We start from the raw sequence: 11,593 nt of genomic DNA on the forward strand, positions 1-11,593 counted from the left end.
TTCATGTCGGACGTTTCGTTGATGGTGAACGGCAGGCGGGTCAGCGGGACCGCCGAGGATCGAACGCTGCTGGTTCACTTCCTGCGCGAGAATCTCGGCTTGACCGGCACGCATGTCGGCTGCGACACCTCGCAATGCGGGGCCTGCGTCGTCCATGTCGACGGCAAGGCGGTGAAGTCCTGCACCATGCTCGCGGTACAGGCGTCCGGCTCGAGCGTTGTAACGATCGAAGGTCTCGCCAACGGCGCCGACCTGCATCCCGTGCAGGCCGCCTTCAAGGAACATCACGGCCTGCAATGCGGTTTCTGCACGCCTGGCATGATCATGGCGGCAACCGACATGATCAACCGCCATCCCGAAGGCCTCGACGAGGCGACGGTGCGAGCCGAACTGGAAGGCAATATCTGCCGCTGCACCGGCTACCACAACATCGTCAAGGCGATCCTCGCTGCATCGAAGACGATGGCGAAGGGGACCAAGGGCAGGGCCAAGCAAGCGGCGTGATGAACAAGACAGTAGGGCAGTAGGGCACTAAGGCAGTAGGGAACCAGCAGAAAAACTTCCCTGCTGCCTTAGTGCCCTGCTCACCTACTCCCCTTAAATTCGGGAGGAATTTCTGATGGGTATTGAAGGTGTTGGCGCTCGGGTCGCGCGCAAGGAAGACAAAAGGTTCATCACCGGCGCCGGCCGCTATGTCGACGACATGGTGGTTCCCGGCATGAAGCATGCGGCTTTCGTGCGCAGCCCGCACGCGCATGCGCAGATCAAGAAGATCGACGTCAAACGAGCGCAAGCCATGCCCGGCGTCATCGGCGTGCTGACCGGCAAGGAGCTCAAGGCCGACGGCATCGGCAACCTCATCTGCGGCTGGATGATCCATTCCAAGGACGGTTCGCCGATGAAGATGGGCGCCTGGTCGCCGCTGGCCGTCGACAAGGTGCGCTATGTCGGTGACGCCGTCGTCATCGTCGTGGCCGAGACCAAGGGGCAGGCCCGCGACGCGGCCGAGGCGGTCGAGATCACCTACAAGGAATTGAAGGCCGTCGTCGAAGCCACCAAGGCGCTCGAAAAGGGCGCGCCGCAGATCCATGCCGAGTCTGAGAACAACCTGATCTTCGACTGGGAGATCGGCGATGCCAAGGCGACCGACGCGGCGATCAAGGCCGCGGCGCATGTCACCCGCATGAAGATCGTCAACAACCGGCTGGTGCCGAATGCCATGGAGCCGCGCGCGGCTCTCGGCCACTACGACAAGGCCGAGGACCATTACACCTGTTGGACGACATCGCAGAACCCGCATGTCGCGCGGCTGGTGATGAGCGCCTTCTATAATGTCGCGCCGGAAAACAAGCTGCGCGTCATCGCGCCGGATGTCGGCGGCGGCTTCGGCTCAAAGATCTACATCTATCCCGAAGAGATCGTCTGCCTGTGGGCTTCAAAAAAAACCGGCGTGCCGGTCAAATGGGTCGCCGACCGCACCGAAAGTTTTCTCTCCGACGCGCATGGCCGCGACCATGTCTCGACGGTGGAAATGGCTTTCGACAAGAACAACCGGGTCACCGGGCTGAAGGTCGACACGATCGCCAATCTCGGCGCCTACATGTCGCTGTTCTCGTCCTGCGTGCCGACCTATCTCTACGCGACGCTCTTGTCGGGCCAGTACGACATTCCGGCCATCCACGCCAATGTGCGCACGGTCTACACCAACACGGCTCCTGTCGATGCCTATCGCGGGGCAGGGCGGCCGGAAGCCACCTATCTCCTGGAACGCACGATGGAAGCGGCGGCGCGCGAGCTTGGCGTGTCGCCTGCCGAATTGCGGCGCAAGAACTTCATCACCTCCTTCCCGCACCAGACACCGGTGATCATGAACTATGACGCCGGCGACTATGGCGCCTCGCTCGACGCGGCCATGAAAGCTTCGGATTATGCCGGCTTTGCCAAGCGCAAGGCGGCGGCCGCCAAGAAGGGCTTGCTGCGCGGCATCGGCATGAGCTGCTACATCGAGGCTTGCGGCATCGCGCCGTCGGCGGCGGTCGGCTCGCTTGGCGCCGGCGTCGGCCTTTGGGAATCGGCCGAAGTGCGGGTCAATGCCGTCGGCACGATCGAGGTGCTGACCGGCTCGCACAGCCATGGCCAGGGCCACGAGACGACCTTCGCGCAACTGGTCAACCAGCGTTTTGGCGTACCGATCGATTCGGTTTCGATCGTCCATGGCGACACCGACAAGGTGCAGATGGGCATGGGCACTTACGGTTCGCGCTCGGGCGCGGTCGGCATGTCGGCGATATCAAAGGCCCTCGACAAGGTCGAGGCCAAGGCCAAGAAGATCGCCGCCCACCTGCTCGAAGCCGACGAGGGCGACATCGTCATCGAGAACGGTGCGCTGAAGGTTGCCGGGACCGACAAGAACGTGCCGTGGTTCCAGGTGGCGCTGGCCGCCTATACCGCCCACAATCTGCCGGCAGGGATGGAGCCCGGATTGAAGGAAACGGCCTTCTACGATCCGTCGAACTTCACCTTCCCGGCGGGCTGCTACATCTGCGAGGTCGAGATCGAACCGGAGACCGGAACGACAGAGATCGTCCAATTCGTGGCCGCCGACGATTTCGGCAACATCATCAATCCGATGATCGTCGAGGGCCAGGTGCATGGCGGCATCGCGCAAGGGATCGGCCAGGCGCTGCTGGAGGGCGCCCATTATGACGCCAGCGGACAGCTGCTGACCGCGAGTTACATGGACTATACGATGCCCCGCGCGGGCGACCTGCCGTCGTTCAAGGTCTCGACCTCGAACACGCCATGCCCGGGCAACCCGCTCGGCATCAAGGGGTGCGGCGAGGCCGGCGCCATCGGCTCGCCGCCGGCGGTGATCAACGCCATCACCGATGCCATCGGCATCGCCGACATCGCCATGCCCGCCTCGCCGCCCACCGTGTGGGCCGCGATCCGCGCCGCGAAGCACTGAGGAGGAACAACCATGTATTCGGTCAACTACCATCGCGCCGCCTCGGTTGCGGATGCCGCCAAGCTGGTGAAGAGCGGCGACGCCAAGCTGCTGTCCGGCGGCATGACGCTGATACCTGCCATGAAGACGCGGCTGGCGGCCCCTTCAGATCTCGTCGATCTGTCGCGCATCAAGGAGATGCAGGGCGTCAAGGTGTCGGGAAAGACGGTCACTATCGGCGCGGCCACCACGCATTTCGACGTCTCCAACGACGAGAAGCTCAAGAAGGCCTGCCCGGCGCTTGCCCATCTGGCATCGCTGATCGGCGATCCGGCGGTGCGCTACAAGGGCACGATCGGCGGTTCGATCGCCAACAACGATCCGGCGGCCGACTATCCGGCGGCCCTTCTGGCACTGGGCGCCACCATCGTCACCAACAAGCGCGAGATATCGGCCGACAAGTTCTTCAAAGGGCTGTTCGAAACGGCCTTGAAGGATGGCGAGATCATCACGGCGGTCTCCTTCACCGCCCCGGCAAAGGCGGCCTACGAAAAATTCCGTAACCCGGCCTCACGCTACGCGATCGTCGGCGTGTTCGTGGCCAAGGGCAAGGACGGCGTCAGCGTCGCGGTGACCGGCGCCGGTGACGACGGCGTGTTCCGCTCGAAGGAGATCGAGGCAGCCCTTGCGAAGAATTTCGACGCCGCATCGCTCGCCGGCGTGAAAGTGCCGGCGAAGAACCTGATGAGCGACATCCACGCTTCCGCCGACTACCGCGCCAACCTGATCGCAGTCATGGCCAAGCGCGCGGTGGCAGCGGCTAACGCCTGACAGCATCGGTTGCCGACATGAAAGGGGCCATCTTGGCCCCTTTTGTATGCGGTAGTGTAGCCGTGCGGCTCGTGAAGGAATTCCGCCACGCGGCCGCTCCCTTGCTCGAGGCAATTTCCGCCAGCCTGCTGCTCAAGGAACTGCGTCGCTGCCAATCTCGCACTTGCACAAACCTATATTGCACTGCAGTATGGGTTGGGGCGGGAATGCGAGCCGGGTTCGGACATGTACCGCCGTGCCCTTTCGCATGCCAATGCGAAGGATCGGCATGTCCGAAATTACCGCGACCCAGATGGTTCCGTCCCGATCCGCCGTCGACAGATCGGCCAGAACAAGATTGGCCTATCTCGATGGCTGGCGCGGCCTGTCCATCGCCCTGGTGCTGATCGGGCATTTTTTTCCGGTTCCGGGAATCAATCTGGGCGTGCTTGGCGTCGAATTCTTCTTCGTGCTCAGCGGCCGGCTGATGGGCGAGATCCTGTTCATCGAACGCTATCCACTGAAGAAGTTCTTCAAACGCCGCTTTTCGCGCATCTACCCGGCGCTGCTGGTCTTCGTCGTCATCGCCATGATCGCGCTTTCCGGCACCTTCGTCGCCTTCAAGTGGAAGGCGGCGCTGACGGCACTGACATTCACCTACAATTACGCCGGAATTCTCGTCACCCGCGCCGGAGCGCTCGACCATATCTGGTCGCTTTGTGTCGAGGAGCATGCCTACATCATCCTGGCGTTGATCAGCGCGCTCGTCTCCAGCCGCAATCGCGTCATCCCTTTGCTGGTGACGCTCGCCTTGTTCGCAATGGCCAATGGCGCGGTGTCGTACTGGGTGTTCAGGCTGGATTACGAAGCTACCTACTGGCGCACCGATGTGCACATCGCCTCGATCCTACTGTCGGCTTCGATCTGCCTGCTCAAGGCCGAAGGCCGGCTGCCGGAGGTGCTGAAGGGGCCTTATATCGCCCTGGCAGCGGCGGCGGTCGCGGTTTTGCTGTTCATGGACCCGGTGCCGACGCCGATCCACTATCTCCTGGCGGTGCCGCTGCTGGCGCTGGCCGTCAATGCGCTCGATTTCAGCACGCCAATCTTTTCCAAATTGCTCTCGTCCTGGCCCATGGCGACGTTGGGCCTGTGGTCGTACTCACTCTATCTGTGGCAGCAGCCCTTCTACAAATTCGTCTACGAGCAAGGCAGCAGTCCGTGGCCGATGCTGGCCGGTGTCTTTGCCTGCGCGCTCTGCAGCTATTACCTCATCGAGCGGCCGGCGCGTGAATGGCTGAACCGCAATTGGTGATTCAGGCGTCATCGCGCCGAGGCACTGTTGTTGCGAGCCTGAGATAGCGCCGCAGGCCGGCTTCGCCGCGCGGCATTGTCCAGCGATGGTTCCAGGCGAAGGCCGGCCGCAGCAGGGGTGCCAGGAATTTGAGGATCGGCCTCTCGACAGTGACCTGCCAGGTCAGTTGGACATGGGTGCCGCTGCCCGACGGCGAGAGTTCGGCCCGCCACAGCCCGTCGAAGTCGCCAAAGGTTTTCACGACGACCAGCCGGCCCGGCTCGAGTTCTGCGGCCTCGATGATGAAGTTCAACTCATAGGGCAGGGCGCCGCGCGCCCGCGCCCTTGCCCGCGAGCCGACTGACGCCTTGCCCTTGCGGTCGAGCGGAACCACTTCCTTGTAGACCTCGCCCCACCAGAGCGGCAGCAATTCAGCGTCGGAGAGCACGTCCCACACTTGCTGCGGCGTGCCTTCGGGAATGTCCCAGCTTTCGTCGAAGCGGAAGACGTTGCTTGGCATCGCGGTTCCTCCATTTGGTGGAACGCTTATATTAGGCGCGTCTTCTTTATGTGGCCAGCAATCAGGTGACGATCTGCTTGACGTAATACCGCACCGCTTTCTTGCCGCCGTGGATCACTGCTTCGCCGATCTCGGCAAAGCCCAGCGCGGCGTGGAAGGCGTCCGAGGCGGGGTTGGGCGGATCGGCGTTGACCTCGCAGGTGACCAGCGTGTGGCCGGCGCGTTCGGCATGTTCGAACAGGTCCTGATAGAGCCGGCGCGCATGGCCGCGGCCCCTTGCATGCGCCGCCACGACGACGCGGTCGACATAGATGAAGCGTTCGTAGCGTTCGCGGAACCAGATGAAGTTCGGGCTGTCGTAGTTGGCTTCCTGGTCGAAGGTCATGATGAAGGCCTCGAGATCGCCGATGCGCCGTGCGTAGAACGCCTCGCCGAGCAGGAACGACAGCCGCTCGGCTTCGAGCCAGGACAGTTCGGCGGCATGCTCGTTGTTGAGCGCCAGTATGTCCGCTTCGTCGCCTTGCGCTATGCGGTCTATCGGGGTGGTCATGCCTTGGCCGCCGCGATCGTCGCCGCCACCTGCGGTGTGTCGGTCACTGTGTTGCGGTATTCGCGATCGAGATCGGAGCCGCCCATGCCAACCTTGGGATTGCGGTAGTGCATGGCGCTTGGCACGTCCTTCAGCGCTGCAAAGTGCATTTCGGCCAGTCCGGTTCTTTGGCGCACCTCGGCGATGTTGCCGAGATCGAGCCCGCCGCAACCGAGGATGATGATGCGGTCGCCGGCCTGCCGCACGAGATCCGCCAGTATGGACAATCCTTCGATCGCGGTGTCGCGTTGGCCGCTGGTCAGCACGCGGCCGACCTTGCAGCCAATCAGCGCCTCCAGCGCCTCGGCCGGGTCGCGTGTCATGTCGAAGGCGCGATGGCAGGTGACGTTCAGGGAGCCGGCGGCCTCCGTCAATTCGCTCATGCGCTTCTCGTCGATGGTGCCGTCGGCGTTCAGGCAGCCGAACACCACGCCCGGCACGCCGAGATCGCGCAGCGCCGCGACATCGGCGAGCATCGAGCGGTATTCGGTCTCGCTGTAGAGAAAATCGCCGCCGCGCGGCCGTACCATGACGTGAAACGGCACTGTCGCCTGATCGAGAGCCGCGCGCACCGTGCCGAGGCTCGGCGTGATGCCGCCTTCGACCAGGCTGGCGCACAGTTCGACCCGGTCGGCGCCGGCAGCCTGCGCGGCGAGCAGGCCATCGATGCCTTCGACACAGATTTCGATCAGCGGCAGGCGGGTTTGCGTGGTCAAGGGGCGATCCAGTTCATGATGTTGCGCAAAGCCCTAGCACCCGGGCGGCTGGCGCGAAAGCGTGAACGGCGCACCGCCATTTGGACCCGCCGACATTTCCCGGCTTGACAGTCCTATAACTGTGTAGTTATGAATAACCCATAGCTACACGGTTATGGATTGACCGGTGGCCGTGCGGCGGCAGCCGAAAATTCCATCTGCTGAAAATCCCGGATGCGTTGCTTCCGGGCTCGGCAAAACACGTCCTGACGAAAACGCTTCAAAAGGAGAAGACCATGCAAGCTAGACTCAAGAATCCCGTGATGCTCATCCCAGGCGCCCTGCAGGCGCTGCTGGCGTTGGACAAGTCGACCGAGGCGGCCGACATACCCTATGTGACGCGCAAGCTCATTCATCTGCGCGCCAGCCAGATCAATGCCTGCAGCCTCTGCGTCGACATGCACGCGCGCGAACTGAAGAAGGCCGGCGAGAAGGACGAGCGCATTTTTGCGCTGGCGGCGTGGCGCGAGACGCCCTACTTCACCGACGCCGAACGGGCCGCCCTGGCGCTGGCCGAGGCCGGCACGAGGCTTGCCGACCGGCCCGACGCGGTGCCGGACGATGTCTGGGACGAAGCCGCCCGCCACTATGATGAGAAGGCCCTCGCCGCGCTGGTTGTCCAGATCGCCCTGATCAACGCCTTCAACCGGCTGAATGCGACGACACGACAGATGGTCGGCAGCTGGGGCTGAGCACTGGTCCTGCGCTGCAGGATGGTCATCCGATACGGAGCGGGAAGGCGGGCGGCGTGTTGCCTCCCGCCTTTCGCCACATGAGCGTGACGCCTGGCTACTGCCGCAGTTCCGTGTTCTTGGCGCCTTGCTCGACCTGGTCGATCACCAGGAGCTTGACCGGGCCATCGCCGATGTTCGTGGCCTGATGCCACTGGCCGATCATCTCGATGATGAAATCGCCTGTGTTGTAGGTGTTGCTGTTGCCAGTCTCGACATTGGTGACCTTCAGCGTACCGGCCTCGACATAGGCATAGCGCGGGAAGGGGTGCCGGTGCACCGGCAAGGTCGCGCCCGGTGCGATGTCATAGCTCGACACCAGCACCTGCACGTTCTTCTGCGGCAGCGTGATCGGCTGGCCGGAAGCGGTGGTCGTGCGTGATGCGAGCGGGGTGACGACGACAGGCGTGGTGCTGCTGTCCAGTGCCAGAGCGCAATTCGCGTAAAGCGCAACCGCGGCCAGCAGAACCGAAATCAGGATTTTGCGCATGATACCTCCCCGAACCGAGGCATCTATCGCGCGGCGGACAACCGCGCGCAAGCGGGAGTGGCGTTCGACATTGCGATGAATGGCTCAATCGACCAGCCAGCCGAAGACTTCCTTCATATTCCGCCTGCTCCGCGTCGGGCAGCTTGCCGGAATTTGACGCAGAACAATGTGCCGCCCGATCGCCGGCCCTACAGAATTGCGTTCAGTCGTAGGAGCTCGGACATGATGTTTGATGCAATGACCAGACGCACGGTGGTAGGCACGATGGTCTCCTTTCCGCCCATGGGGGCCGCTGCGGCGGAAAAGATTTTTGCCGCAAACTCGAACGAAAGTCCCATCCTGGCGGGTTTTCGGCGCTGGGAGGCACTGACGAATTCGATCTCCCTGGACATTTCCGACCGCGATCTGAAACGCGTTTATCAAGACATGTCGGAGATCGTGAAGGCCATCCTTGCCATCCCGGCTACAAATACGCACGAGTTCGCGGCGCAGTTCCTGGTGGTTTGCAGCGGCGACGCGATCGAATACCAGCGAGCGGCCCAACAGCTCCATGCCCATGCGCAGAGCATTGTCGGTATGGCGTGAGGGGGCGCCGTGGGATGGCTCCGCAGGCTTCCTCGCCGTTCCACGTAATCCATCGCAAGCTCCCTGGAAAGCAATGGTGAAGCGGCGATTTTTATTGCGCTCGCCCCGGGCTGCTCTCTGGTCTCCGCCGGCTTTGATCTACCTTTAGCGCGCGATCGAAGATGGGTTCGCTTCATTTAATTGATGGATGAAGCCTAATATGAGTATGTGCTAATAAATACTCACGTCCTATGTTTTGCAGAGACTCGCTGGTGGGTGGCCCAATATGACCAAGACGACACTCATTGCTATCGCTGTCCTTGCCATCAGCATCGGCTATGCCGAGGCCAAGGACAGGGACCGGCCGGTTTGCACCGCGTCGAGCCCACTCTCCAAGGTTCTCGGTAACAAATGTTTGCTCGTCAAGGGATCGATGATCTATGGCGACATTGCCGAGCTTTCCCAGATAGTTCGTTTGGCCTGGTAGCCAAGGCGGCGGCATGTTTCGCCATCCTGTTTGCCCTTAAGGTCGAGCACCGCGCCGGTCGACTACAAACGCAAACCAGCTCCCTTTCGGAAGTGCTGGACGATTTGGGGCGATGGCGCCGGCGAACTCGCCTTCGTGGAAGAGCTGATTGCCAGTTTGATCTGATTTGACGCGGCCTCTTTGCGGGTCATTCGCAGGGGCTTGCCAAAGCGAGCATGGTTTTCCACCGTTAACTCTTTCGATCGAGTTTTCTTGCTGGCGCTTCGGTGACTCGTTTATTAGAGACTCCTTATGGAGCGACGGCACGCAATCCGAAGGGTCAATGATGGCCTCTGGGAAGTCTACGACATAGACAACAACAAGGTTGTGCGCGTGGGTGGAGTGCCCTTGACAAACTTGTTGGGTGAAGACGCGCTCGACGCGTTGGACCTGATAAGGGATGGCTTCCTGACCCCGGGCCAGTCCAGGAGGACAAAGGCCTAAGCAAGGTGCCAGTTCAGGGCGACTAGTCGGGCGGCGGAAGTTGCAATTCCTGATGCAAACGCTGATTGACAGCGAAAGCGATCGCATCGGACTCACGTTCGAAGGCTCTAGAATAGGTGTTGCCGTCCGTTGTTACGATCGTAACAACCCACTCGCCTAGGGATTGGCTGATTTCTACAGTTGGGGCCATGCTCCTGCTTCAAAAACTGACGATTTCGGAATGTCTCACGAAGTCGACGCCCTTCATATTAGCGGTCCTGAATATAATGCCATGGATGGCTGTGATTCTCCAAATCGTGCGCAAGCCGAACCGACTTTCGAAAGCGCCAAGCGAGCGACCTGACAGTGGCCCATCGCGGCTTATTGGAGCAAGCCGGCTATTGCTTTCGTCGGGCCACGCTCATCGTCCGGGGCGGGTCGGCGGGCAGGGTGCTGATCGGCCGTGTCGCCTGGCATCACCTTTTAAACCCTGCGCAGCTTTGATCACGGCCTTGCGGCTGTTACCGTGTTTTAGGATCAACTCCCAGACCAGGTCCGCAGTCAAACCGTTCTCCGAAGCGAAACTTTCGACCTGATGGTCGTGAATAGCATCATGCCAGGCCTTATAGCCGCCCATTTGGGTCTCCGCTCCAGGCGCCGCATGGCAAGTATATGCGTCTATGCTAATATTGTAGAAACATGCGAACGAAGGACGCAATCAGGCCCATGGCGCGGTCCAGGAGGCCGTTCAGACGCTTCTCGACTGACCGGCGCATTCGCGCGGGTTCATCCCCACCGGCATACCGAAAGGTCCACGTGCCGACGTGAGCGGTCATCGGGCGATCTCCCGCTCTACTTGGTCCATGACGCGGTCCCCTGCGGCGCCTAGAACCTTCGCGATGCGGAGCAGTCGAATGGCTAGGCGAATTTTCGGCCTGACAGGGAAGTGTCTTGTCTTCTCATGCCAAAAATCGAAAGCCAGACTCTGACCATCTCGATGTCGAGCTCTCGGTTTTTGTTGAGGCATCCGAAAGCACCGGTGGTGAGGGTCCCGCCGACGGCCCCAAACTGCCCCAGACGCAACGGCATTCCAAACCTTGGATGGCATCGCGCTAGCCCCTTTCATTGAAAGTTGGATAGTCGCGCAGGAACGCGTGCGAAAGCGCCATCACGACCGGAAGGGACGGGGAGACTCGCAATTATAGCCCCAGACGTAGCCCCAAAGGCAAAAGCGCAATTTCGCGCTCACGCAGACATCATAGCCAAGTGCTTGAGAATGTTTGGCTCCCCGGGCCGAATGAAACCGCGAACTACGAGCTGCTGATCCCCCTCGAAACTACGCCAGAACCTTCCGACGGTTCTGACCCGTCAAGAGCGCGATTTCGCGCTCTTGCCAATTTCTAAAGCCAATGTTTTCGAAATAGCGACAGCGTTGGAAATACTTTTACGATTTCCTCGCGAAATATCTTTAAACCTGTAGGCGCTATCCCTACTTCATCCATTGTGACCTGAGACCCTGAATCTCCTCCAGTTTTTGGTAGAGTCCGTCTGATCGAGGAGACGGACGAATGAAGCGTTCAAGGTTCACGGAACAACAAGTCATCGCGATTTTGAAGGAACAGGAGGCGGGGATGAAGACCGCCGATGTCTGCCGCAAGCACGGGATCTCGGAAGCGACGTTCTACAAATACAAGGCCAAGTTTGGCGGCATGGACGTTTCCGATGCGCGCAAGCTGAAGGCGCTGGAGGAAGAGAATGCCAAGCTGAAGAAACTGCTGGCAGAGCAGATGCTGGACAACGCCATCCTGAAGGATGTCGCTGCAAAAAAATGGTGACGCCCGATGCCAAGCGAAGCGCTGTGGCCCACGCCTGCGATCAGCATGGGGTGAGCCAGCGTCGGGCGTGCAAGGCTCTTTTCGTCGAACGCTCGAGCGTTCGCTACAAAAG

At 61.2% G+C, this 11,593-nt stretch carries 12 protein-coding genes and 1 pseudogene; 8 read left to right on the forward strand and 5 right to left on the reverse strand.

What is annotated here, in order from left to right; translation table 11 throughout:
• Window positions 1-3 precede the first annotated feature (3 nt).
• The 4 genes from FJV83_RS12670 to FJV83_RS12685 all read left to right on the forward strand — a co-directional run bounded on the left by FJV83_RS12670 (window position 4) and on the right by FJV83_RS12685 (window position 5,069).
• Window positions 4-504: a (2Fe-2S)-binding protein gene (locus FJV83_RS12670; protein WP_095772883.1), complete on the forward strand. Its 501-nt coding sequence runs from the start codon at window positions 4-6 to the stop codon at window positions 502-504.
• Window positions 505-619: 115 nt separating this feature from the next.
• Complete coding sequence (locus FJV83_RS12675) at window positions 620-2,968, forward strand: xanthine dehydrogenase family protein molybdopterin-binding subunit (protein ID WP_095772882.1); 2,349 nt, start codon at window positions 620-622, stop codon at window positions 2,966-2,968.
• A 12-nt stretch (window positions 2,969-2,980) separates the two neighbouring features.
• Window positions 2,981-3,778, forward strand: coding sequence for a xanthine dehydrogenase family protein subunit M (locus FJV83_RS12680; RefSeq protein ID WP_095787485.1), 798 nt, complete (start codon window positions 2,981-2,983; stop codon window positions 3,776-3,778).
• Between the two features lie 268 nt (window positions 3,779-4,046).
• Complete coding sequence (locus FJV83_RS12685; RefSeq protein ID WP_095787582.1) at window positions 4,047-5,069, forward strand: acyltransferase; 1,023 nt, start codon at window positions 4,047-4,049, stop codon at window positions 5,067-5,069.
• A gap of 1 nt (window position 5,070) precedes the next feature.
• Here FJV83_RS12685 and FJV83_RS12690 read toward each other — a convergent pair whose 3' ends face one another.
• From FJV83_RS12690 to FJV83_RS12700, 3 genes are all read right to left on the reverse strand, one after another.
• Window positions 5,071-5,568, reverse strand: coding sequence for an SRPBCC family protein (locus tag FJV83_RS12690; RefSeq protein WP_095772880.1), 498 nt, complete (start codon window positions 5,566-5,568; stop codon window positions 5,071-5,073).
• A 61-nt stretch (window positions 5,569-5,629) separates the two neighbouring features.
• Entirely contained in the window at window positions 5,630-6,118 is a 489-nt protein-coding gene (locus FJV83_RS12695) for a GNAT family N-acetyltransferase (protein WP_142885334.1), read from the reverse strand.
• Window positions 6,115-6,873: a copper homeostasis protein CutC gene (locus FJV83_RS12700; RefSeq protein WP_245318120.1), complete on the reverse strand. Its 759-nt coding sequence runs from the start codon at window positions 6,871-6,873 to the stop codon at window positions 6,115-6,117. The genes FJV83_RS12695 and FJV83_RS12700 overlap by 4 nt, the downstream gene beginning before the upstream one ends.
• A 275-nt stretch (window positions 6,874-7,148) precedes the next feature.
• Here FJV83_RS12700 and FJV83_RS12705 point away from each other — a divergent pair, with 275 nt between their 5' ends.
• Window positions 7,149-7,604 (forward strand): carboxymuconolactone decarboxylase family protein, encoded by a 456-nt coding sequence (locus tag FJV83_RS12705; protein WP_019858596.1) that lies wholly within the window; start codon window positions 7,149-7,151, stop codon window positions 7,602-7,604.
• A 97-nt stretch (window positions 7,605-7,701) separates the two neighbouring features.
• Here FJV83_RS12705 and FJV83_RS12710 read toward each other — a convergent pair whose 3' ends face one another.
• On the reverse strand, window positions 7,702-8,133 hold the full coding sequence (locus tag FJV83_RS12710) for a cupin domain-containing protein (protein ID WP_095787488.1): 432 nt from the start codon (window positions 8,131-8,133) through the stop codon (window positions 7,702-7,704).
• A 222-nt stretch (window positions 8,134-8,355) separates the two neighbouring features.
• On the opposite strand from FJV83_RS12710, the gene FJV83_RS12715 reads away from it, so the two are divergent.
• On the forward strand, window positions 8,356-8,718 hold the full coding sequence (locus tag FJV83_RS12715; RefSeq protein ID WP_095787489.1) for a hypothetical protein: 363 nt from the start codon (window positions 8,356-8,358) through the stop codon (window positions 8,716-8,718).
• Window positions 8,719-8,983: 265 nt separating this feature from the next.
• Window positions 8,984-9,184, forward strand: coding sequence for a hypothetical protein (locus FJV83_RS12720; RefSeq protein WP_095772875.1), 201 nt, complete (start codon window positions 8,984-8,986; stop codon window positions 9,182-9,184).
• An 883-nt stretch (window positions 9,185-10,067) separates the two neighbouring features.
• Here FJV83_RS12720 and FJV83_RS12730 read toward each other — a convergent pair.
• Window positions 10,068-10,283 (reverse strand): hypothetical protein, encoded by a 216-nt coding sequence (locus FJV83_RS12730; protein ID WP_142885335.1) that lies wholly within the window; start codon window positions 10,281-10,283, stop codon window positions 10,068-10,070.
• 931 nt (window positions 10,284-11,214) lie between these two features.
• On the opposite strand from FJV83_RS12730, the pseudogene FJV83_RS12735 reads away from it, so the two are divergent.
• Window positions 11,215-11,593 (forward strand): annotated as a pseudogene (locus FJV83_RS12735) (transposase); the annotation flags it as partial.

The organism is Mesorhizobium sp. WSM4307 (assembly GCF_007003945.1).
Classification (GTDB): Bacteria; Pseudomonadota; Alphaproteobacteria; order Rhizobiales; family Rhizobiaceae; genus Mesorhizobium.